We start from the raw sequence: 22,599 nt of genomic DNA, 5'->3' as shown, positions 1-22,599 counted from the left end.
TCCAGCCTATCGGCCCCTTATCCCAAAAGACGCCGCGCGATCACCTGCGCCTGAATCTCGGCCGCGCCCTCGAAAATGTTCAGAATCCGGGCGTCGCACAGCACGCGGCTGATCTGGTATTCCAGCGCGAAACCGTTGCCTCCGTGGATTTGCAGGGCATTGTCGGCGCTGGACCAGGCGATGCGCGCGCCCAGCAGCTTGGCCATCCCGGCCTCCAGGTCGCAGCGGTGACCGTGATCTTTTTCCCACGCGCTGAAATAAGTCAGCTGTCGCGCGATCATGATTTCGACAGCCATCATCGCCAATTTGTCAGCGACACGGGGAAAGGCGATCAGCGGCTTGCCGAACTGCCTGCGGTCCAGCGCGTATTGCAGCCCCAGCTCCAGCGCATTCTGCGCCACGCCAATGGCACGGGCGGCGGTCTGGATGCGGGCCGATTCGAAGGTCTGCATCAGCTGCTTGAAGCCCTGGCCCGTCACCCCGCCCAGAAGGTTCGCCCCCGCCACGCGGAAGCCGTCAAAGCCCAGCTCGTATTCCTTCATGCCGCGATAGCCCAGGACCTCGATCTCGCCGCCGGTCATGCCGGGGGTGGGGAAGGGGGCGTCTTCCGTGCCGGGGGTCTTTTCGGCCAGGAACATCGACAAGCCGCGGTAATCGGTGGTGTCGGGCTCGGTCCGGGCCAGCAGCGTCATCACATGGGTGCGCGCGGCATGGGTGATCCAGGTCTTGTTGCCGGTGACGACCCAGTCCTCGCCCTCCTTCACCGCCCGCGTCCGCAGGGAGCCCAGGTCGCTGCCGGTATTGGGTTCGGTAAAGACGGCCGTGGGCAGGATCTCTCCGCTGGCCAGCTTCGGCAGCCAATGGGCCTTCTGGTCGTCCGTGCCGCCGCAGATGATCAGCTCGGCCGCGATCTCGCTGCGGGTGCCAAGGCTGCCCACGCCGATATAGCCCCGCGACAACTCCTCCGAGACGACGACCATCGCCGCCTTGGACATGCCCAAGCCCCCGAACTCCTCGGGAATGGTCAGGCCGAAGACGCCCAGCTCGGCCAGCTCCTCGATGATCTCCATCGGGATCAGCTCGTCCTTCAGGTGCCAGCCATGGGCATGGGGCGTGACCTTGTCCTCGGTCCAGCGGCGGAACTGGTCGCGGATCATCTCCAGGTCCTCGTCCAGACCCGAGGCGCCAAAGGTCGCCGCACCGCGGTTGTCGGCGATCAGCTGCGCCAGTTCGGCCCGCGCCTCGGGCGTGTTGCCGGCCATCAGGGCCCGCGCGGGTTCGGACGGCTCCCAACTGACGCCCAGATCCGACAGGCGCGCGAATTCGGTCTGGCTCATCGGGATGCCGCCGGCGATCTGCGTCAGGTATTCGCCAAAGCCGATCCGCGTGATCAGCGCCTCGATCGGACCATCGACGCGGGCCGACCAGGCGTGCAGCTGCTTGAGCGCCTCGACATAGGTGGCCAGCCAGGACAGCGCATGGGCGCCGTGCTGATGCAGCTCCAGCGCCTCGGCGTCCACGCGGCCCTGCACCGACACCTGCGCGCGCAGCGTCTCGGACGCGCGGGCCAGCAGGTCTTCGAGTTCCGACAGGACGGTTTCGGTCCGGTTCTGCATGTCTTTCATCGATTCGTCCTTTCGCGGCATTGCAGCATGGGTAACCCCTTCGCAGGTGCAGCGCAACATTTATGCGCGTCAGGCAATATCCACGATCTAATGTGTCGCACCGGTTCGTGCCGCCGGTCCTTGGCAGATCCCGGAAAACAAGCGGCCTTTTCCTTTCACGGCAAGGCGGTTAGCTTGGCCCCCATGTTCGGACTGGAGCCCTGGCAATTCGTGGCGGCCCTCGGGATCACCGCCTTCGCGGGCTTCGTGAAGGGCGCCCTGGGCTTTGCCATGCCGATGATCATGATGTCGGCCTTCGGCTCGATCATGCCGGCCACCGTCGCACTGGCGGCGATGATCCTGCCCACGCTGATCACCAATGTGCAGCAGAGCTTTCGCGACGGCCGCGGCGCCGCCCTCCGCTCGATCCGCAAGTTCCGGTTGCATATCGCGATGGTCGCGCTCTTCATCTGCGTCTCGGCCGGCTTCGTGACCCTGCTGCCGCAATGGCTGATGTACGGGCTGCTGGGCCTGCCCATCACGGGGTTCGCCCTCTGGCAACTGTCCGGCCGGCCGCTGGTCCTGCACCTGCACCACCGCCGCCGGGCCGAGGCGCTTTCGGGCGTGATCGGCGGGCTTTACGGGGGCATCTCGGGGATCTGGGGGCCGCCGCTGATCGTCTATCTTCTGTCGATCGGCACCGAAAAGCGCGAACAGGTCCGGGTGCAGGGCGTCGTCTTCCTGATCGGCGCCGTGGTCCTGACCGTCGCGCATCTGGTGTCGGGCCTGCTGAACCTGCAGACGCTGCCGCTGTCGGTTCTGCTCTGCCTGCCGGCCATGGCCGGGATGCAGGCGGGCTTTGCCTTGCAGGACCGGCTGGATGTGGGGCAGTTTCGACGATGGACGCTGGTCCTTCTGATCCTGACCGGGTTGAACCTGGTCCGACGCGCCTTTGAACTGTGGAGCCTTTCATGATCGATGCCGCCGACCTGACCGCCCGCCTGATCCGCTGCCCCTCGGTCACACCGGAGGAGGGAGGCGCGCTGGTGCTGCTGCAGGACCTGCTGGAGGAGGCGGGCTTCGAGGTGCATCGCGTGGACCGGAACGGCACCGCCAACCTGTTCGCGCGGTGGGGCGCCAAGGGGGCGCGGACCTTCGGCTTCAACGGGCATACGGATGTGGTGCCTCCGGGTGATCCGGGATCCTGGACGCATCCGCCCTTTTCCGGTCATCTCGACGACGAGGGCGTGATCTGGGGGCGCGGCGCGACCGACATGAAATCGGGCGTCGCGGCCTTCGTGGCCGCCGCCATCGACTTTGTCCGCCAGACCCCGCCCGACGGGGCGCTGATCCTGACCATCACCGGGGACGAGGAGGGGCCGTCCCGCGACGGCACCATCGCCATCCTGGACTGGATGGCGCAGCAGGGCGAGCGCATGGACGTCTGCATCGTGGGCGAGCCGTCGAACCCCGACCACATGGGCGAGATGATGAAGATCGGCCGCCGCGGCTCGGCCACCTTCCGCATCGGCGCCAGGGGGGTGCAGGGGCACGCGGCCTATCCGCACCGGGCCAAGAACCCGTTGCATGCGCTGACCCGCTATCTGGCCGAACTGACCACGGAACCCCTGGACGACGGGACCGACCATTTCGATCCTTCCGGGCTGCAGATCACCTCGATCGACTGCGGGAACCCGGCCTCGAACGTGATCCCGGAATCGGCATCGGCCGTGGTGAACATCCGCTTCAACGACCTGCACAGCGGCGCGGGCCTGGCCGAACGCCTCGCCGACCACGCCGCCCGGATCGAGGCCGAGACCGGCGTCACCCTGACCGTCACGGCCGAGATCTCGGGCGAGGCCTTCCTGACCGCCCCGGGCCCCTTCGTGGACATGGTCCGCGATGTCGTGACCCAGGAAACCAACCGCCAGCCGGTGCTGTCCACCTCGGGCGGGACCTCGGACGCGCGCTTTGTCAAGGATCACTGCCCGGTGGTCGAATTCGGGCTGGTCGGACACCTCATGCACCAGGTCGACGAACGCGTCCCGGCCCAGCAGGTCCGCCAGCTTCAGTCGATCTATCACCGCGTCTTGGAGAGATTTTTCGAATGAGGATCGAAGAGACCACCGACCTGGCCCTGTGCCATGCGCTGCGCCGCACCGTCTTCATTGAGGAGCAGGGCGTCGCCGAGGCCGAGGAGATGGACGACCAGGACGAGGGCGCGATCCACCTGCTGGCCTGGCAGGGCGACTGCCCGGTGGGAACGGCCCGGCTGATCCTGAAGGGCGACATCGGCAAGATCGGCCGCGTCTGCGTCCTGCCCGAGATGCGCGGCACGGGCCTCGGCGCCGCACTGATGCGCGCCGCGATGGATGCGCTGCGGGTGCGGCCGGGGGTTGCGCGCGCGCGCCTCGGGGCGCAGACGCATGCGATCGGATTTTACGAAAAGCTGGGCTTTGTGGCCGAAGGGCCCGTCTACGATGACGCGGGCATTCCGCATCGGGACATGACCCGCGAACTTTGATGCCACGCACAGCGTTGGCGTCCCATCACAAGGCATGACGCGATGACCCAGATTCCCAGCAAGGCCCAGATCCTCGAATGGGTCGCCGAACATCCCGACGCGAATTCCAAGCGCGACATCGCCAAGGCCTTCGGCATCAAGGGCGCCGGCCGGATCGAGCTGAAGCGCCTGTTGAAGGAACTGGAATCCGAGGGCCAGCTGGAGCGGCGGCGCCGCCATTATCTGGATGCGGAAAAGCTGCCGCCGGTGACGGTGCTGGAGCTGCTGGCCCCCGACGGGTCGGGTGACTTGTTCGCGCGGCCGATGGAATGGCGGGGCGAAGGCCCGATGCCGCGCATCCTCTACCTGCCGCGCCAGACCGACCCCGCGCTTGGCCGCGGCGACCGCTTCCTGGGCCGGCTGATCGAGGTCATGGGCGAGGACCACCAGTACGAGGCGCGCCTGATCCGCCGGATCACCGTCAGCCCCAACCGCATCACCGGCATCTTCCGCAAGGACAGCGAGGGCGGCCGGATCATGCCCATCGACAAGGGCCAGGACAAGGAATGGCGCGTCCGCGCCGGCGACACCCTGGGCGCCGAGAACGGCGAGCTGGTGCAGGCCGAACAGACCGGCCCCCGCGCCCGCATGGGCCTGCCAAGCGCCCGCATCATCGAACGCCTGGGCGACCCTTCGGCCCCGCGCGCGGTCAGCCTGATTGCCATCCACCAGCACGGCATTCCCGACGAATTCCCCGACAAGGTCCTGGCCGAGGCCGAGGCCGCCAAGCCCGCGCCGCTGAAGGGCCGCGACGACCTGCGCGACCTGCCCCTGGTCACCATCGACCCCTCGGACGCGCGCGACCATGACGACGCCGTGGCCGCCCATGCCGAGGAGGACGGCGGCGCCACCATCTGGGTCGCGATCGCCGATGTCGCCCATTACGTCCGCCCCGGCAGCGCGCTGGACCGCGAGGCGTGGAAGCGCGGCAACTCGACCTATTTCCCCGACCGTGTGGTGCCGATGCTGCCCGAGGCGCTGTCGGCCGACCTGTGTTCGCTGCACGAGGACGTCGACCGCCCGGTGCTGGCGGTCCGCATGCGCCTGGATGCCGAAGGCAACAAGGTCAGCCACAGGTTCCACCGCGGCATCATGCGCAGCCGCGCCAGTCTCTCCTATGAACAGGCCCAGGCCGCCGCGGACGGCACGCCCGATGCGCCGACCGCGGCCCTGATGGACAGCGTGATCACGCCGCTGTGGCACGCCTATGGCCTGCTCAAGGGGGCGCGCGCGCGGCGCCAGCCCTTGGACCTGGACCTGCCCGAACGGCGGATCGAGCTGACCCCGGACGGGCGGGTGAAATCGGTGAACTTCCGCGACCGCTTCGACGCCCACAAGCTGATCGAGGAGTTCATGATCCTGGCCAACGTGGCCGCCGCCGAGGAACTGGCCCGCCGCCAGCGCCCGCTGTTGTTCCGCGTCCACGAGGAGCCCAGCCTGGACAAGATGGAGGCGCTGCGCGAGGTGGCCCAGGCCTCGGGCTTTACCCTGGCCAAGGGGCAGGTGCTGCATACCAGCCACCTGAACCGCCTTCTGGCACAGGCGCAGGGCACGGATTTCGACGAGCTGATCAACATCTCGACCCTGCGGTCGATGACGCAGGCCTATTACCATGCCGAAAATTACGGGCATTTCGGCCTGTCGCTGAAGGCCTATGCGCATTTCACCTCGCCGATCCGCCGCTATGCCGACCTGGTGGTGCATCGCGCGCTGATCGCGGCGCATGGCTGGGGCAAGGACGGGTTGTCGCCCGACGAGATCGAGCGCCTGGACGAAACCGCCAAGCATATCAGCGAGACCGAGCGCCGCAGCATGGCCGCCGAACGCGATACGACCGACCGCTATCTGGCGGCCTATCTCTCGGAACGCGTGGGCAGCGAAATGTTGGGCCGCATCAATGGCGTGCAGAAATTCGGCGCCTTCGTGCGGCTGGACGAAAGCGGCGCCGACGGGCTGCTGCCGATCCGCGATCTGGGGCAGGAATACTTCCACTATGACCCCGACGCGCAGATGCTGATCGGGGCCGATACCGGGCTGCAGATCGGCATCGGCCAGCGCGTCACCGTGCGCCTGACCGAGGCGATCCCGCTGACCGGCGGGCTGACGCTGGAACTGCTGGAACTGGAAGGCAAGGCCCTGCCGCGCGGGGGCGGCAAGGGCAAGCGCGGCCGGTCCCCCGGCCGCATGTCCACCAAGGCGCGGCTGGCCGAGGTCAAGCGCGCGACCAAGCGCCGGCGCAAGCGCTAAAAGGGGGCGCAAGCCCCCCTCAGATCATTCGGAGGTCAGACCACCCAAAGGATCGTGCCGACGACCAGGCCCACGATGACCAGGTGAATCATGCAGAACCCCATGATGTCGCGCGCCTTCAGGCCCGCGATGCCCAGCATCGGCAGCGCCCAGAAGGGTTGCAGCAGGTTCGTCCAGGCATCGCCCCAAGCCACGCCCATCGCGACCTTGGCCACATCCGCGCCAAGAGCCTCGGCCGCAGGCAGCATCACGGGCGCCTGCACCGCCCATTGACCCCCGCCCGAGGGCACGAAGATGTTCACGATCCCGGCCGCGATGAAGCTCCAGAAGGGCAGGGTCTCGGCGGTCGAGATCGACACGAACCATTCCGACAGGCTGGCCGCGAGCCCGCTTTGCACCATGATCGCCATGATCCCCGCGTAGAAGGGGAACTGGATCACGATGCCCGCGCCGCCGCGCACGCCCTCCTCCAGCGCCGCCAGAAGGCTGCGGGGCGTGCCGTGGCAGAGGATGCCCGCGAAGAGGAACAGGAAGTTCACCACGTTCAGGTTCAGCCCGCCGCCGTCCAAGAAGTGCAGCAGCAGCCAGGCAAGGCCGGCCAGGCCAACCAGGTACATCAGCAGCGGGCTGTTCTCCAGCCATTCGGCCGGGGTGGGGGCGGCGCGGCGCGGTGCCGGTGCCCGGTCGCGCAGCTGTTCGGGGTCGACCAGCACCTGTTCGTGTTCCAGCGGCAGCATCAGCCGGTTGGCCAGCGGCACCACGATCGCGACGGCCAGCACGATCAGCAGGTTCCAGCCCGCAAAGATCGTGTCCGAGGTCGGGATGACGCCGATCTGGTCTTCGGTAAAATGTCCGGGCGTCGCGATCACCAGCGGGATCGAGCCCGACAGCCCGCCATGCCAGATAACAAAGCCGGAATAGGCCGCGGCCACCAGCAGGCGGTAATCGACGCGGATCTGGCGCGCCAGTTCCTTGGCGAAGATCGCGCCCACCACCAGGCCAAAGCCCCAGTTGATCCAGCTGGCGGCCAGCGACACGACGCTGACCAGCAGGATCGCGCCGCCGCGGCTGTGGGCCAGGCGCGCCAGCCGCGCCAGGATCCGGCGCACCGGTGGCGACGAGGCCAAAATGAAGCCGGTCACCAGCACCAGCAGCATCTGCATGGAAAAGGACAGCAGCTCCCAAAAGCCGTCGCCCCACATCCGCACCAGCTGCAGCGGGCCGGTGCCCTGCACCAGCACCGCCGCCAGCGCCGCCAGCAGCGTCAGCACGATGACAAAGATGAAGGCGTCGGGCAGCCAGCGTTCCATCAGCCGCGTCGCCGGCCGTGACAGGATTCTCAGCATCGTTTCCCTCCCTTGTGACGCGGGCCAAGCTGCGGCAGGGGGGCGGGAATGACAAGCCGCGGGCGGTCAGGTCTCTCGGAAGGCGCGCGTGAAATAGTCGGTCAGCGGCTTCATCAGATAGGCCATCGGGCTGCGCTGGCCGGTCTGGATATAGACCTCGACCGGCATGCCGGGCACCAGCGCCAGCGTCCCCAGCTTTTCCAGCTCCTCGGGCGGGATCGACACCTCGACCCGGTAATAGGGCGCCCGCGTCGCCTCATCGATCATCGCATCGGCCGAGATGCGGTCCAGCCGCCCGTCGATCTCGGGCGTGGTGCGCGACGAAAATGCGGAAAACCGCAGCGCCACGGGCTGGCCCAACTGGACCTCGTCGATGTTGATGGTGGCCACGCGGGCGGCGATGACCAGCGGCCGGTCCTGCGGGATGATGTAGAGCAACGGATCTGCAGGGCGCAGCACCGATCGCGGCGTCGTCACCTGCATGTTGTAGACCAGCCCCGCCACCGGCGCACGGATGTCCAGCCGGCTGATCTGCTCGGTCAGGCTGCGGCGCCGTTCGGCCAGTTCCAGTTCGCGATAGCCCAGGTCACGCAGCTGCGTCTCGGCCTCCTCGCGGCGTTCGGCGGCCAGCTGCAGGCGCTGGATCTGCAGCTCGGTCTGTCGGATCGCGGCCGAGGCGCGGCTGGCCTGCAGCGACCCCAGTTCTCCGTCGATCCGCGCGGCCTCGCGCTCCAGCGCCAGCACGCGCGAGGCTTGGGCCAGGCCCCGGTCCAGCAGGCTTTGCTGGTCGGCCAGCTCGCGGGCGATCAGGTCGCGCTGGCGGGTCAGGGCGGCGATCTGAGCATCGATCCCCGCGACTTCGGACGTGATCTGCTCGGCCTGCTTGGCCAGCTGGTCCAGGGACTGGCGCAGCGTGTCCAGGCGGGTGCGGAACAGGCTCGACTGACCCTCGACCAGGTCAGCCAGCGCCCCTGAGGTCTGCGCGGCCTCGACCAGTTCGGGCGGAAAGCTCACCGCCTCGGCATCGTCGCGCTCGGCCTCCAGCCGTCCGCGGCGGGCGAGGATTTCGAAATACTGGCCCTCGACGATCCTGTGCTCGGTCTGCAGCAGGGTCCCGTCCAGCGCCAGCAGCAGCTGTCCCGCCTCTACGGCCGTCCCCTCGGACACGGCGATGCGGTCCACCACGCCCCCGTCGGGATGCTGCACGATCTGGCGGTTCTGCTCGACCTCGACCTGGCCGCTGGCGACCACCGCGCCAGAGATGCTGGTCTGCGTGGCCCAGAGGGTGAAGCCGCCCACCAGCAGCACGACCGACAGGATGCCCCAGATGACCGGCCCGCGCACCGGCCAGCGCGCATCGGTGCCCGTTCCGCCGCCGGTCATGCGACACCGCCCTTCTGGCCCGCCACCTGCGCCTGCCTGATCTGATTGGCATTCTGCACCATCTGTTCCAGCACCTTGTCGCGCGGCCCAAAGGCGCGGCGGATGCCATCCTCCAGCACCAGCAGGGTCTCGCATTCGGTGATCGCGGCGGGGCGATGGGCCATGATGATGACCGCGCCGCCCTGCGCCTTCAGGCGCCGGATGGCCTGGTTCAGCGCCTCCGACCCCTCGTTGTCCAGGTTCGAGTTCGGCTCGTCCAGGACCAGCAGCACCGGGTCGGGATAGAGCGCGCGCGCCAGGCCGATCCGCTGGATCTGCCCGCCCGACAGCCGCCCGGCCGTCTGGCTGATGCGCGTGTCATAGCCCTGCGGCAGGTCCAGGATCATCTGGTGCGCCGCGGCCGCGCGCGCCGCGCGCACCACGCGCTCGGGGTCGGGGCGGTCGGCCAGCCGGGCGATGTTTTCGGCGATCGTGCCGTCGAACAGGGTGACCTGCTGGGGCAGGTAGCCGATCAGCCCGCCCAGCACATCCGGGTGGTACTGGTCCAGCGTCGCGCCCCCCAGGCGGATCGTGCCCGCACCGACCGGCCAGGCGCTGATCAGCGCCCGCGCCAGCGTGGATTTGCCCGCACCCGACGGCCCGATGACCCCAAGCGCGGTGCCGGGCGCGACGCCGAAGCTGACCCCGCGCAGGGTCGCCGTCCCCTCGCCTGGGGGCGCCACCGACAGGTTGCGCACCTCCAGCCGGGCCTCGGGGCGGGGCAGGGTGGTGCGCGGCGTCTCGGGCGGCTGGCGGCTCAGCAGGCCGGCCAGCCGCTTCCAGCCGTCCTGTGCGGCCTGCACGGCGGGCCAGCCGCCCACCAACTGGTCCACGGGCGCCAGCGCGCGGCCCATCACGATCGAACTGGCGATCATCGCCCCCGGCGTCAGCTGCTGGCGCAGCACCAGCCAGGCGCCGGCGGCCAGCATGGCGCTTTGCAGAAACAGCCGGAAGCTGCGGGAAAACACCGTGAACCCGCCCGAGACATCGCCCGCCCGCACCACGTTCTCCTGCGCATCCTCGCGCGCCAGGCGCCAGCGGGCGAAGGTCGCCCCGCGCATGCCCAGGGCACCGATCACTTCGCCCTCGTCGCGGTAAAGATCCGCCATCCGCTGCGCCTGTGCGCCGGCGGTGTTGGCGCGTTGCAGGGGCAGGCGGTTCATGCTGCGGTTCAGGATCGTGGCCATCACCAGGATCAGCCCGCCGGCCGTCGCGACGACCCCCAGCAGCGGGTGAAAGATATAGACCGCGCCCAGGAACAGCGGCGCCCAAGGCAGGTCGAAGAAGGCCAGCATGACCTGCGACCCGATCAGCCGCTGGACCGCGTCCAGGTCGCGCATTCCCCCCTCGGTGGCAGCCGATTCGTTGCCGCGCAGCGCGCCCTCGCGCAGCGCCGCGCCAAACACCCGCCCCTCGAGCCGGTCCTGAAAGCGGGCGGCGATGCGCTGCATCACCCGGTTTCGGATCAGGTCCACGACGCCCATCAGCAGGAACAGGAACACCACCAGGATGAACAGCGCCGTCAGCGTCTCGACCGAGCGCGAGGCCAGCACGCGGTCATAGACCTGCAGCATGAACAGCGGCCCCGTCAGCATCAGCAGGTTCACGACGACCGAGAACAGGCCGACCGCCAGGAACAGCCGCCAGCTGGTCGCGCGGGCGGCACGCAGCTCGCGCTCGCCGTCATGAGGATATGCCGCCTGGACCATCTTGCAGCCTTCACGTTACCGCACCCGCCGCGGCGGGGGGTTGCCTCGTTCCCTGGGCGACCATATCACCGGGCCAGCCTTGCGCCAGCCTTGGCACAGTCCTCGCATCTAAAGGTTAACAATTCCTTTGCGCCAGCTTCTCACCGCCGCCGCCTGCCTTGCCCTTCTGGGGCTGGCCGGCTGTGCCTCGCAGCCGGTCCAGCGGGACGGCATCACCATCAACGATCCTTATGAGGCGCAGAACCGCCGGGTCCATGCCTTCAACAAGGGCCTGTACAGCCGCGTGATCGGCCCGGTGGCGCATCGCGTTCGCGGCGCGGACGGGGAGGGGACGGCACAGGCCCCGGCCGAACCGGGCCAGCCGATCGGGCCGGGGCAGATGGTCATCAACGCCGGGCGCAACCTGTCGCTGCCGGTCAAGGCGGTGAACGGGCTTTTGCAGGGCAAGCCGGGGGATGCAGGCCAGAACCTGACCCGCTTTGCGGTGAACTCGACCCTCGGGCTTGGCGGCCTCTTCGACCCCGCCGCGGACAGTTTCGGCGTGACCGAGCGCGACACCGACTTCGGCCAGACCCTGGCGGTCTGGGGCGTCCCCGAGGGCGCCTATCTGGAACTGCCGCTGCTGGGCCCCTCGACGCAGCGGGATGCGGCCGGTCGCGTGGTCGACCTGCTGATCGACCCGCTCTATCACCTGCTGGACGGTCGCGACGCGGCTGCCGTCCTTGCCCTGCGCGTCGCCTCAAAAGCCGGTGATCGCGCCCGGTTCTCGGACACCGTGGATGGCATTCTGCAGGGAAGTGCGGATAGCTACGCGCAGACGCGGCTCATCTGGCTGATGAACCGCCGCCACGAACTGGGAGAAGAGCGTGCCGAATACGACCCCTATGACGATGACGCGATCGACCCCTACACCGATTGACCGGCGCGGCGTCCTGGGCCTGTTGGCCTGCGCCGGCATTGCCGTCCTCCTGCCCTGGCGGCCGGCCCATGCGCTGGATGCCAACGGCGCCCATGCGCTGATCGACCGCTCCCTGGGAGAGGTCTATCAGGTCATCAACTCGGGCCAGCCCCCGGCCCGGATGTACCAGGACTTCGAGGCGATCTTTGCCCGCTACGCAGATGTGGACGTGATCGCGCGATCCGCGCTCGGGCCTGCGGCGCGCCAGGCCGGCGCGGCCGAGTTCGCCGCCTACAAGCAGGCCTTCCAGGGCTATATCGGGCGCAAGTACGGCAAGCGGTTCCACGAATTCATCGGCTCGCGGATCGAGGTGACGGGCGCGCGGCCGCTGAAAAGCTTCTTTGCCGTGACCTCGGTCGCCTATCTGAACGGGCGCGCGCCGATGGAGGTCGAATGGCATGTCTCGGACCGCTCGGGCCGCGACCTCTATTTCAACATCATCATCGAAGGCGTGAACATGCTGGCCAGCGAACGGGCCGAGATCGGCGCCATGCTGGCCCGCCGTCAGGGCGATCTGGCCGCGCTGACCGCCGACCTGCAACAGGCGGGCTGACCCCGCAGGGCCTGCGACCATCGCCCGCCCTGGCCGGGGGGCGGGCGCCGTCACGTTCGCCGCCATGATCTTCCTAGGCATGAAAAAACCGCCCGGCGCGGACCGGGCGGTTGCTGTTCCTGGGGGCAGGGACCTTTCGTCAGTTCCCGCCCAGGATCCCGTTCAGCGCCCGGCTCAGCGCATCGTCCGACGAGGCCTCCGTGCTGTTGCCCGGCGTCGCCGGCGCGCCGGTCACCTCGGTGGGTGCGGTGACGACGCGGCCGGTGCGCTCGGCCTCGACCGTGTTCATGACGCCCGCCAGCGCCGCCGCCAGCGGATCGTCGGCCGAGCCGCTGGTCACCACGCGCGGCGTCGAATCACCCGAGGACATGATGATCCCGCTGCCATCGGGCGAGACGGTCGACAGCGCCAGTTCGGGCAGGCCATCGTGGATCTCGGACATGACCGCCTGCCAGATCTCGGCCGGCAATCCGCCGCCCGTGACGCCCGACAGCGGCGTGTTGTCGTCATAGCCCATCCAGACGCCGGTCACGTATTGCTCGGTAAAGCCCACGAACCAGGCATCGCGATAGCTGCTGGTGGTGCCGGTCTTGCCCGCCACCGGGCGCGATCCCAGCTTGGCGCGGGTTCCGGTTCCCTCCTGGATCACCTTCTGCATCATGTAGATCAGTTGGCCCGCCGCGCGCTGGCTGATCACCCGCTGGCCAAAGCCGCCGGTCTGGCCCATCAGCGGGCGGTCGTCGCCCTGCACGCTGACCTCGACCACGCCATAGGGCGCGACCGAGGTGCCGCCGTTGCGGATGCCCGCATAGGCGCCGGTCAGTTCCAGCAGCGTCGCCTCGGAGGCGCCCAGGCCCAGGGAGGGGCTGGTCGTCAGGTTGCTGACGATGCCGAAATCGCGCGCGACCCGGATCACCGCGTCACGGCCCACCGCCTCCTGCAGGCGGATGGTCGACGTGTTCAGCGACTGCGCCAGCGACTGCGTCAGGGTGACCATGCCGCGATAGTTGCGGGTATAGTTCTGCGGCGACCAGTTGCGCCCGCCGGGGATGCGGATGGTCAGCGGCCCGTCCTCGATCCGGTCCGCGGGTGAATAACCCGCCTCCAGCGCCGCCGCATAGACAAAGGGCTTGAAGCTGGAGCCGGTCTGGCGCTTGGCCTGGGTGGCGCGGTTGAACACGCCGCTGACGCGGGTGTCGCGCCCGCCGATCATGGCGCGCACGGCGCCGTCGGCCGACATAACCACCACCGCCGCCTCGGAGGCGGAGCCGTCCTTGACCTTCTCGTCGAAGATCCGCTGCAGCGCCCGTTCGGCGGCGCGCTGGATGCGCTGGTCGAAGGTGGTGGTGATGGTGACGTCCTCGGTCGTCTCGCTGGTCAGGAAGCCCGGCCCCGATTCCATCAGCCAGTCGGCGAAATAGCCGCCCGCCCGCGCACTGGCCGCCTTGGACAGCGTCGCGGGGTTGGCCCGGGCCTGGGCCAGTTCGGCCTCGGTCAGATACCCTTCCTGCGCCATCAGGCCCAAAACCACGCTGGCGCGGTTCTGCGCGCGCTCCAGGCTGGCCGTGGGCGCATAGCGGCTGGGTGCCGGCAAAAGGCCCGCCAGCATCGCCGCCTCCGAGGTGTTCACCTGGCTGGCCGGCTTGTTGAAATAGACCTGGCTCGCGGCCTCGAAGCCGCGGGCACCCCCGCCCAGATAGGACCGGTTCATGTAGATGCTGAGGATCTCGTCCTTGCTGTACTTCGCCTCCATGGCGAAGGCGAAGGGGATCTCCTTGATCTTGCGCCAGACGCCGCCCGACCGGCAATCGGCCTCGAACTCGGCCTCGTTGGCAAAGCGCCGGGGATCGAAGGTCTCGCCCAGGCACAGCAGCTTGGCCACCTGCTGGGTGATGGTCGAGCCGCCGTTCCCTTCCAGCGGGCCGCGACCCTCGGCCAGGTTGATGCGGATGGCGCTGGCGATGCCGCGCGGGCTGACGCCGAAATGCCGGAAAAAGCGCCGGTCCTCGGCCGAGATCACCGCTTCGCGCAGGACCGGGGCGATCTGGTCGCTGTCGACCGCGCCATAGGTCTCGCCTCGCCAGGCAAAGACGCGCCCGTCGCGGTCCAGCATGGTGACGCTGCCGCGTGCGCGGCCGTCGAACAGCGCCTGCGCCTCGGGCAGGCCCACGTAGAAATAGGCCGAGGCCGCGCCGATGATCAGCGCCACGACCATGGCCAGCCGCCAGATCGAGCCCCAGATGATCCGCCAGACCAGCGTGACCAGCCCCGCGATCCAGCCCAGGATGCCGCCGCGGCGGGGCCGGGGATGGCGCTTGACCTTGCGCGGCTTTCCGCCTTCGGGCGGCGCCGCGGGGCTGCGCTTGTCTGCAACGGGGCTCTTGCCCGTGCGGGTCGGGGTGCCGGTGGGTCGTTTCATGCGAAGGATGCCTGCGTGACTGCCATGCCGGTTGGCCCGGCCAGAATTGCGGCAACCCTACAGCAAGTTTCGGCGCAGGGGAATTGGGGTGACCAATCCGTGATGGGCGGCCGGCCGCCCATCGCCACGGGCCGGCATGGCGGGCGATTGCGCAGGTTGCACAGCAGCGGGGCAGTTCGCGTGCGCCTGCAGACGGCACCTGCCCGAAAGCGGCGCAGAGGCCCGCGAATCCGCCCGCAAAACGGGCAGTTCCTGTTTCGGCGGTGCGTCAGTGGCGGCGCGGCTTTGCCCGGCGGTGCGAATTGCAGATGAAGGGGGCGACAACGGCCGGTCCGGCGGCTGTGGCACGAAGCGAGGTTTAATGACATGACCAAGACCCTCCCGCTCATCGCGACGCTTGCGGCGCTGGCAGCCCTGCCGGCCGCCGCGCAAGAGGCCGCGGCGCCCGCGGAGGCGGCTGCCGCCGTCGGCGCGGATGTCGCCTACATCTTCAACACGCTCCTGTTCCTGATCGGCGGCTTCCTGGTGATGTGGATGGCCGCGGGCTTTGCCATGCTGGAGGCGGGGCTGGTGCGCTCCCGGAACGTGACGACCCAGCTGTTCAAGAACATCTCGCTGTTTGCGATCGCGGGCATCATGTACTGGCTCCTGGGCTACAAGCTGATGTATCCGGGCGAATGGGTGGTCGACGGCTGGATGGGCGAGCTGTTCAGCTTTGCCAGCCTCGATGCCGTCGGCAGCGCGGGGGCGGGCGACGACTATTCGGTCGGCTCGGACTTCTTCTTCCAGCTGATGTTCTGCGCCACCACCGCCTCGATCGTGTCGGGCACCCTGGCCGAGCGGGTCAAGCTGTGGCCCTTCCTTTTCTTCACCATCGTCCTGACCGCCGTGATCTATCCGATCGAGGCCAGCTGGCAGTGGGGTGGCGGCTGGCTGTCGGAACTGGGCTTCGCCGATTTCGCGGGCTCGACCCTTGTCCATGCCGCCGGCGGCTTCGCGGCCCTGGCCGGCGTCATCGTCCTCGGCCCCCGCAGCGGCAAGTTCCGCCCCGACGGCCGGATGCAGCCGATGCCCGGCTCAAACCTGGCGCTGGCGACGCTTGGCACCTTCATCCTGTGGATGGGCTGGTTCGGCTTCAACGGCGGCTCGCAGCTGGCGCTCGGCACGATCAATGACGCGGCCGATGTCAGCCGGATCATGGTCAACACCAACATGGCGGCCTCGGGCGGCGTCGTGGCGGCGATCCTGGTCACGCAGCTGGTCTATGGCAAGATCGACCTGACCATGGTGCTGAACGGCGCGCTGGCCGGCCTCGTCTCGATCACGGCCGAACCCCTGACCCCCTCGATCTTCGCCTCTGTCCTGATCGGCGGCATCGGCGGCGCCATCGCCTGCCTGGTCGTCCCGATGCTGGACCGCATGAAGATCGACGATGTCGTGGGCGCCATCCCGGTCCACCTGGTCGCGGGGATCTGGGGCACCCTGGTCGTCCCGGTCACCAATCCCGACACCAGCTTCGTGACGCAGGTGATCGGGATCGCCGCCATCGGTGCCTTCGTCTTCGTCGTCAGCTTCGTGGTCTGGTCGATCCTCAAGGCGACGATGGGTATCCGCGTCAGCAAGGAAGCCGAGATCAACGGCCTCGACATTTCCGAGATGGGCATGGAGGCCTATCCCGACTTCGTCCAGGCCAAGTAAGCCATCCAAGGTCTCTTCCCGGAGAGGGGGCGGGTCGCGCAAGCGGCTCGCCCCTTCCGTTTGCGGAACGGAAAATAATGCGGGATCATCGCTGTGCGCGACCGGTGCACAACCGGTGCACGATGCGCTGACGGCGGGTAAGGGAGGTCAGGCGACGCGGCTGACGACGAAATCGGCCAGGTCGGACAGCATGTCGCGGATCGGATGCGGCGGCAGGATCTGCAACGCGGCCTTGGCACGGGCGGCCCAGTCCAGCGCATCGCGCCGCGCCGCTTCCATCGCGCCATGCCGTGCCAGCAGCGCCAGCGCATGGTCCAGGTCGCCCTCGCGCTGCTCGCCCGCCTCGATGGTGCGCGACCAAAAGGCGCGCTCATCCGCATCGGCCCTGGCGACCGCCTTGATGACCGGCAGGGTCAGCTTGCGTTCGCGGAAATCATCGCCGACATTCTTGCCGATCGTCTCGGTCGCCCCGCCGTAATCCAGCAGGTCGTCGACGATCTGGAAGGCGATCCCAAGCGCGTCGCCATAGTCGAACAGCGCCTGCACCTGGTCGTCGGGCGCCCCGGCGATGACGCCCCCCACCTCGGTCGCGGCCGAAAACAGCGCCGCGGTCTTTCCGCGAACCACCTGAAGATAGACGGCTTCATCCGTCGCCAGGTCCTGCGCGGCGGTCAGCTGCAGCACCTCGCCCTCGGCGATGGTGGCGCTGGCATTGGCCAGGATCTCCAGCGTGCGCATGTTGCCGGGCTCGACCATCAGCTGGAAACTGCGGGCAAACAGGTAGTCGCCGACCAGCACGCTGGACTTGTTGTCCCACAAAAGGTTCGCCGTCGGCCGGCCGCGCCGCTGGCGGCTTTCATCCACGACATCGTCATGCAGCAGCGTCGCGGTGTGGATGAATTCGACCGTGGCGGCCAAGTGGACGTGATAGGGTCCGGCGTAATCCAGCATTCGGGCCGCGGCCAGCGTCAGCATCGGGCGCAGCCGCTTGCCCCCGGCCTCGATCAGGTGGGCGGTGACCTCGGGGATGCGCGGCGCATGCCTGCTGGCCATGCGATCGCGGATCAGCGCGTTCACCGCCTGCATCTCGGCGGCCAAGGCTTCGGACAGCCGATCCAGCGGTTTGCGGACGTTTTCCTGCACAGTCATGCCATACCCCGTGTCTGCGCCCACGCATTGCCACGGCATCGACAAATGCGCAACCGCCCCTTAACGTCGCGGGCATGAAAGAGCTTTTCCGCAGCAACGATCCCGTGCGCATGTCGGCCGCCACCAGCCTCTTGGAGGCCGAAGGCATCGTCACCTTCCAGATGGACCAGCACATGAGCGTCCTGGAAGGCTCGATCGGGATCCTGCCGCAGCGGCTGATGGTGGCCGACCGGGACGCCTTCGTGGCCCGGGCCATCCTGCGCGATGCCGGGCTGGATGACTGAGATCCGGCAGGACGGTTTCCTGGACGGCCGCCTGCGGATCGCCCAGCCCCTGCGCGGCTATCGGGCCGGTGCCGACGCGGTGATGCTGGGGGCGGCTTGTCCCGCGCAGCCCGGCCAGACGGTGCTGGAACTGGGCTGCGGCGTCGGCGTCGCCAGTCTCTGCCTGGGCTGGCGGGTGCGGGGCCTTGCCATCACCGGGCTGGAACGGCAGGCGGATTATGCCGACCTGGCCCGGGCCAACGCGGCCGCGAACGACATCCCCATGACGGTGCGGACCGGCGACCTGGCGGCGCCTCCGTCCGACCTGCGGGCGATGAGCTTTGATCACGTGCTGATGAACCCGCCCTATTTCCTGGGCGGCACGCCCGCCCCAGACGCGGGCCGGGCCGAGGCGCGGCGCGAGGAGACGCCTCTGGCGCTGTGGATCGACGCGGGCCTTCGACGGCTGCGTCCCGGAGGCTGGCTGACGCTGATCCAGCGGGCTGACCGCCTGGACGGCGTCATCAGCGCGCTGGCGGGCCGGGCGGGGGCGGTCACCATCCTGCCGATTGCCGGCCGGCAGGGCCAGCCGGCGGGGCGCGTCCTGGTCACGGCCCGCAAGGGGGCAGCCACGCCCCTGCGGCTTCTGGCGCCCTTCGTGACCCATGCGGCGCCGCGCCACGACAAGGACGGCGAGGACCTGACGGAGGCCGCTGCCGCCGTCTTGCGCAACGGCGCGCCGATCGACTTGGGAATTGCGAAAGCCGCGTGACAGAATCAATGACCTGTGCTGGAGTGAGGTTGTTCGACACTAAACCCAGAGGAGAACGCGATGTCGGTTGCTTCCCATGTCGAGGAGCTTCGCAAGAAACACCAGAACCTCTCTGCCGCCGTTGAAAGGGCACAGAAAAGTCCCGGCACCAACGATATCGAGATTGCCGCGATGAAGCGCGAAAAGCTTCGCCTGAAGGAACAGATCACCCGCCTTGCCCACTGAGCCGTTGAACAGTGACGTTTTCATGAAAAGGGCCCGCGCAAGATGCGCGGGCCGCTTTCGTTTCGGTCAGCGTCAGACGAAGTACTGACCGCCATTCGCGCTGATCGTCGCGCCGGTGATGAAGCCGGCATCGTCTGCGGCCAGGAAGACCACCGCGCGCGCGATCTCCTCGGGTTCGCCCAGGCGGCCGACGGGGATCTGCGGGATGATCCGCTCGTTCAGGACCTTTTCGTCGATGGCGCGCACCATCTCGGTCCCGATATAGCCGGGGCAGATGGCGTTGACGGTGATGCCGGCGCGGGCGCCTTCCTGTGCCAGGGCCTTGGTAAAGCCCAGATCACCCGCCTTGGCCGCGGAATAGTTCGCCTGACCCGCCTGGCCCTTCTGCCCGTTGATCGAGCTGATGTTGACGACCCGGCCGAACTTGCGGTCGCGCATGCCCGACCAGACCGGATGCGTCATGTTGAACAACCCGCTCAGGTTGGTGTCGATGACCTCTTTCCACTGCTGCGGCGTCATCTTGTGGAACATCGCGTCGCGGGTGATGCCGGCATTGTTGACCAGCACGGCGATCGGCCCCAGGTCGGCCTCGACCTGCTTCACGCCTTCCGCGCAGGCGTCGTAATCGGCCACCGACCATTTGTAGGTCTTGATGCCCGTCTCTTCGGTAAAGGCCTTGGCGGCATCGTCATTGCCGGCATAGTTGGCGGCCACGGTATAGCCCGCATCCTTCAGCGCCCGCGAAATGGCGGCGCCGATTCCCCGCGACCCCCCGGTGACCAGTGCGACTTTGGACATAAATCCCCCCTTCGTTCCATGTGATCGTAATCTGCTAACAAGAATAGTCAGCGGCGCGCAAGATAATTGCGCGCCGGTTCTGCGATCAGGTCAGCGCTCCAAGCACATGGCGACACCCATGCCGCCACCGATGCAGAGCGTGGCCAGACCCTTCTTGGCGTCGCGGCGCTGCATCTCGAACAGCAGCGTGTTCAGGATGCGCGCGCCCGAGGCGCCGATCGGGTGACCGATGGCAATGGCGCCGCCATTGACGTTCACGATGGACGGATCCCAACCCATGTCCTTGTTGACCGCGCAGGCCTGGGCGGCGAAAGCCTCGTTCGCCTCGACCAGATCCAGGTCGCCCACGGACCAGCCGGCCTTTTCCAGCGCCTTGCGGCTGGCCGGGATCGGACCCGTGCCCATGATCGCCGGATCGAGGCCCGCCGTGGCATGGGAGGCGATGCGCGCCAGGGGCGTCAGGCCGCGGCGGTTGGCCTCCTCCTCGGACATGACCATCACGGCGGCCGCGCCATCGTTGAGGCCCGAGGCATTGGCCGCCGTCACCGAGCCGTCCTTGGCGAATGCCGGGCGCAGTTTCTGCATCGCGTCGATGGTGGCGCCGTGGCGGATGTATTCATCCTTGTCCACCACCGTGTCGCCCTTGCGGCCCTTGACGGTGTAGCCCACGATCTCGTCGTCGAATCGACCTTCCTTCTGCGCCGCTTCGGCCTTGTTCTGCGAGGCCAGCGCGAATTCGTCCTGCTGGTCGCGGTTGATCTGCCACTTCTCGGCCACGTTCTCTGCAGTCTGGCCCATGTGATAGTTGTTGAAGGCGTCCCACAGCCCGTCGCGGATCATCGTGTCGATCATCTGCAGGTCGCCCATCTTCTGGCCGGCGCGCAGATAGGCCGCATGGGCAGACAGCGACATGCTTTCCTGGCCGCCCGCCAGCACGATGCGCGCGTCGCCCAGGATCACCTGCTGCGCGGCCAGCGCCACGGCGCGCAGGCCGGACCCGCAGACCTGGTTGAGACCCCAGGCCGCCGCCTCCTGAGGAAGGCCTGCCTTGATGTGTGCCTGGCGGGCCGGGTTCTGCCCCTGGGCCGCGGTCAGGACCTGGCCCAGGATCGTCTCGCTGACCTCAGCCGGATCGACACCGGCGCGCGCGACGACCTCTTTCAGGACCGCTGCCCCCAGATCATGCGCCGGGACGTTGGCAAACGACCCCATAAAACTGCCGACCGGCGTACGGGCGGCAGAAACGATAACGGCTTTGGACATGGCGGGCTCCTTCCCATCACTGCCGGACAGGCCGGCGAATCCGGTTCAGGATGCTTTTTCGCGACGTAACGTCAAGCGCATGGCCGGACTTTCGTATGATGCCGGGAACCTTTTGTCTGCGCGCCCCGCGCCCGCCGTCAGCGCGTCGCCAGCGACGGAGGGCTTTTCCAAGGCGGCGCGATGGTCGGTGCGCCGAAATAATACCCCTGCAGGCAGTCGATGCCGATGTCGATCAGGAAGCTTGCATCCTCGGCCGTCTCGACGGATTCGGCCACGGTGAACATGTCGAAATGATGGGCGATCGACTGCAGCGCCCGGGTCAGCACCTGGTTGTCGGGGTTGGCGGCGATCTGGCGGATGAACTGCCCGTCGATCTTGATCATGTCGAAGCAGAAATCCCGCAGATACCGGAACGAGGTATAGCCCGCGCCGAAATCGTCCAGCGCCAAGCTGATGCCATAGCCCTGAACCTCGGCCATGAAGGCCTGCACCTCGTTGGGCATGCCCATGGCCGAACTTTCGGTGATCTCGAGGATCAGCCGCTCTCCCAGCATCGGGTCGTCCGAGATGCCCCGGCGCAAGGTGCCGATCCAGTCGGGATAAAGGATCGAGCGCGCCGACATGTTGATCGACAGGCGCAGGGCCGGATCCTCGGCCAAGGTCTGCAACCCGAGCGACAGCGACAGGCAGTCGATCTTGCGGCCCAGTTCGGTCGTTTCGGCCTGGGGCATGAAATCGCGCAGCGGCACCAGCCGGCCGCTGTCGTCGATGATGCGGATCAACCCTTCGTAGAAGGCCGGTGCCCTGGTGCGCTGCGACTGCACGATCGGCTGGAATGCCAGAACGGCGCTGGCCTTTTCGACCGCGTGGGACACGGCGCTCAGCGTGATCCGGTCCTGGTGGCGGATCGCATCTTCCAGTGGCGAACTGTTTTCCATGATTCTGTCGCTCACGGCGGCCTCATCTTCTCGGGTCTGCTTGAACTCTGCCCATGATGACTTAATCCACGGTGAATCGTCAGCGGTTTTGCAACTCAGGGTTAATTTCTGCTGCTCTCATCCGCCGTCAGTTGCGTGATCAGCGTCTTGGCGGCCTCCGAATCCCATTCCGCGTCGCCCAGATAGCGCGCCACCTCGCGGCCTTCGCGGTCGATCAGGACCGTCACGGGCAGGCCCAGAACGCCCATGTCGCGGGCGACCTTCTGGCGCGGGTCCAGCAGGATGGGCAGGTTCGTCACCCCCACCTCGTCGAAGAAGGCCTCGATGCGGTCGGGGGCATTGCGGCCCGTGGCGATGGTGACGACCTGGAAATCGTCTCCGCCCAGTTCGGCCTGCAACCGATCCAGCGCGGGCATCTCCTCGCGGCAGGGGGCGCACCAGGTGGCCCAGAAGTTCAGCGCCACGACCTTGCCCTGCCAGTCGGCCAGGCTGTGCGTGCCGCCCTGTGGGTCGGTGAATTCGGTCGTGCTGACCGGGACCGGTTCCTCGGCCACGACCAGCTTGGCCAGGCCGCCGTCGCGCGCGGCCTGCCAGTCGGGGCCTGCGGCGAAGGCGGTGTTTGCACCGAAAACAAGGGCCGTATAAAGCAGGGCGGAACGCAGCATGTGACCT

At 68.0% G+C, this 22,599-nt stretch carries 20 protein-coding genes; 10 read left to right on the top strand and 10 right to left on the bottom strand.

The genetic code is table 11. The features are described 5' to 3' along the window. Positions 1 to 17: 17 nt before the first annotated feature. Positions 18 to 1,625, bottom strand: coding sequence for an acyl-CoA dehydrogenase family protein (locus ACZ2G3_RS13655; RefSeq protein WP_470396568.1), 1,608 nt, complete (start codon positions 1,623 to 1,625; stop codon positions 18 to 20). A gap of 183 nt (positions 1,626 to 1,808) precedes the next feature. Between ACZ2G3_RS13655 and ACZ2G3_RS13650 the strand changes: the two genes are divergently transcribed. The 4 genes from ACZ2G3_RS13650 to rnr are packed head-to-tail and all read left to right on the top strand — an operon-like array spanning position 1,809 to position 6,414. Then, complete coding sequence (locus ACZ2G3_RS13650) at positions 1,809 to 2,579, top strand: sulfite exporter TauE/SafE family protein (RefSeq protein ID WP_470399140.1); 771 nt, start codon at positions 1,809 to 1,811, stop codon at positions 2,577 to 2,579. Continuing rightward, the gene (gene dapE, locus ACZ2G3_RS13645; RefSeq protein ID WP_470396567.1) at positions 2,576 to 3,715 is read left to right on the top strand and encodes a succinyl-diaminopimelate desuccinylase; all 1,140 of its coding nucleotides are present in this window, start codon (positions 2,576 to 2,578) and stop codon (positions 3,713 to 3,715) included. The genes ACZ2G3_RS13650 and dapE overlap by 4 nt, the downstream gene beginning before the upstream one ends. Next, positions 3,712 to 4,128 (top strand): GNAT family N-acetyltransferase, encoded by a 417-nt coding sequence (locus ACZ2G3_RS13640; RefSeq protein ID WP_470396566.1) that lies wholly within the window; start codon positions 3,712 to 3,714, stop codon positions 4,126 to 4,128. The genes dapE and ACZ2G3_RS13640 overlap by 4 nt, the downstream gene beginning before the upstream one ends. Before the next feature lie 42 nt (positions 4,129 to 4,170). Further along, entirely contained in the window at positions 4,171 to 6,414 is a 2,244-nt protein-coding gene (gene rnr, locus ACZ2G3_RS13635; RefSeq protein ID WP_470396565.1) for a ribonuclease R, read from the top strand. 35 nt (positions 6,415 to 6,449) lie between these two features. Here the strand turns inward: rnr and ACZ2G3_RS13630 are convergent, their stop codons facing one another. From ACZ2G3_RS13630 to ACZ2G3_RS13620, 3 genes are all read right to left on the bottom strand, one after another. Continuing rightward, positions 6,450 to 7,760, bottom strand: a complete 1,311-nt coding sequence (locus ACZ2G3_RS13630) for a short-chain fatty acid transporter (RefSeq protein ID WP_470396564.1) — start codon at positions 7,758 to 7,760, stop codon at positions 6,450 to 6,452. A gap of 66 nt (positions 7,761 to 7,826) precedes the next feature. After that, positions 7,827 to 9,143 carry an HlyD family type I secretion periplasmic adaptor subunit gene (locus ACZ2G3_RS13625; RefSeq protein WP_470396563.1) on the bottom strand — a complete coding sequence of 439 codons (1,317 nt, stop codon included), beginning with the start codon at positions 9,141 to 9,143 and terminating at the stop codon, positions 7,827 to 7,829. After that, positions 9,140 to 10,891 (bottom strand): type I secretion system permease/ATPase, encoded by a 1,752-nt coding sequence (locus ACZ2G3_RS13620; RefSeq protein ID WP_470396561.1) that lies wholly within the window; start codon positions 10,889 to 10,891, stop codon positions 9,140 to 9,142. Before ACZ2G3_RS13620 ends, ACZ2G3_RS13625 begins: the two co-directional genes overlap by 4 nt. A 127-nt stretch (positions 10,892 to 11,018) precedes the next feature. Here ACZ2G3_RS13620 and ACZ2G3_RS13615 point away from each other — a divergent pair, with 127 nt between their 5' ends. Together ACZ2G3_RS13615 and ACZ2G3_RS13610 are read left to right on the top strand one after the other, a co-directional pair. Then, the gene (locus ACZ2G3_RS13615; RefSeq protein ID WP_470396560.1) at positions 11,019 to 11,810 is read left to right on the top strand and encodes an MlaA family lipoprotein; all 792 of its coding nucleotides are present in this window, start codon (positions 11,019 to 11,021) and stop codon (positions 11,808 to 11,810) included. Continuing rightward, on the top strand, positions 11,782 to 12,402 hold the full coding sequence (locus tag ACZ2G3_RS13610) for an MlaC/ttg2D family ABC transporter substrate-binding protein (protein ID WP_419270476.1): 621 nt from the start codon (positions 11,782 to 11,784) through the stop codon (positions 12,400 to 12,402). Before ACZ2G3_RS13615 ends, ACZ2G3_RS13610 begins: the two co-directional genes overlap by 29 nt. A gap of 139 nt (positions 12,403 to 12,541) precedes the next feature. Here the strand turns inward: ACZ2G3_RS13610 and ACZ2G3_RS13605 are convergent, their stop codons facing one another. Next, positions 12,542 to 14,821: a transglycosylase domain-containing protein gene (locus ACZ2G3_RS13605; RefSeq protein WP_470396559.1), complete on the bottom strand. Its 2,280-nt coding sequence runs from the start codon at positions 14,819 to 14,821 to the stop codon at positions 12,542 to 12,544. 366 nt (positions 14,822 to 15,187) lie between these two features. Between ACZ2G3_RS13605 and ACZ2G3_RS13600 the strand changes: the two genes are divergently transcribed. Next, positions 15,188 to 16,519 carry an ammonium transporter gene (locus tag ACZ2G3_RS13600; protein ID WP_470396558.1) on the top strand — a complete coding sequence of 444 codons (1,332 nt, stop codon included), beginning with the start codon at positions 15,188 to 15,190 and terminating at the stop codon, positions 16,517 to 16,519. A 147-nt stretch (positions 16,520 to 16,666) separates the two neighbouring features. Here the strand turns inward: ACZ2G3_RS13600 and ACZ2G3_RS13595 are convergent, their stop codons facing one another. Continuing rightward, complete coding sequence (locus ACZ2G3_RS13595) at positions 16,667 to 17,668, bottom strand: polyprenyl synthetase family protein (protein WP_470396557.1); 1,002 nt, start codon at positions 17,666 to 17,668, stop codon at positions 16,667 to 16,669. Between the two features lie 74 nt (positions 17,669 to 17,742). Here ACZ2G3_RS13595 and ACZ2G3_RS13590 point away from each other — a divergent pair, with 74 nt between their 5' ends. Genes ACZ2G3_RS13590 through ACZ2G3_RS13580 form a run of 3 tightly spaced genes read left to right on the top strand, consistent with a single transcriptional unit; the run spans position 17,743 to position 18,928 of the window. After that, on the top strand, positions 17,743 to 17,952 hold the full coding sequence (locus ACZ2G3_RS13590) for a putative signal transducing protein (RefSeq protein WP_419270468.1): 210 nt from the start codon (positions 17,743 to 17,745) through the stop codon (positions 17,950 to 17,952). After that, complete coding sequence (locus ACZ2G3_RS13585; RefSeq protein ID WP_470396555.1) at positions 17,945 to 18,703, top strand: tRNA1(Val) (adenine(37)-N6)-methyltransferase; 759 nt, start codon at positions 17,945 to 17,947, stop codon at positions 18,701 to 18,703. Before ACZ2G3_RS13590 ends, ACZ2G3_RS13585 begins: the two co-directional genes overlap by 8 nt. A 60-nt stretch (positions 18,704 to 18,763) precedes the next feature. Further along, the gene (locus tag ACZ2G3_RS13580; RefSeq protein ID WP_419270465.1) at positions 18,764 to 18,928 is read left to right on the top strand and encodes a YdcH family protein; all 165 of its coding nucleotides are present in this window, start codon (positions 18,764 to 18,766) and stop codon (positions 18,926 to 18,928) included. 72 nt (positions 18,929 to 19,000) lie between these two features. Here ACZ2G3_RS13580 and phbB read toward each other — a convergent pair whose 3' ends face one another. The 4 genes from phbB to ACZ2G3_RS13560 all read right to left on the bottom strand — a co-directional run bounded on the left by phbB (position 19,001) and on the right by ACZ2G3_RS13560 (position 22,592). After that, positions 19,001 to 19,726 (bottom strand): acetoacetyl-CoA reductase, encoded by a 726-nt coding sequence (phbB, locus tag ACZ2G3_RS13575; protein WP_470396553.1) that lies wholly within the window; start codon positions 19,724 to 19,726, stop codon positions 19,001 to 19,003. Positions 19,727 to 19,816: 90 nt separating this feature from the next. Further along, entirely contained in the window at positions 19,817 to 20,989 is a 1,173-nt protein-coding gene (locus ACZ2G3_RS13570) for an acetyl-CoA C-acetyltransferase (protein WP_470396551.1), read from the bottom strand. Between the two features lie 137 nt (positions 20,990 to 21,126). Then, positions 21,127 to 21,927: an EAL domain-containing protein gene (locus ACZ2G3_RS13565; RefSeq protein WP_470399138.1), complete on the bottom strand. Its 801-nt coding sequence runs from the start codon at positions 21,925 to 21,927 to the stop codon at positions 21,127 to 21,129. 101 nt (positions 21,928 to 22,028) lie between these two features. Next, entirely contained in the window at positions 22,029 to 22,592 is a 564-nt protein-coding gene (locus tag ACZ2G3_RS13560) for a TlpA disulfide reductase family protein (RefSeq protein ID WP_470396549.1), read from the bottom strand. Between the last annotated feature and the right edge of the window lie 7 nt (positions 22,593 to 22,599).

This window comes from Paracoccus sp. KKT209, assembly GCF_055635455.1.
This window is presented reverse-complemented; position numbering and strand designations above follow the sequence as displayed.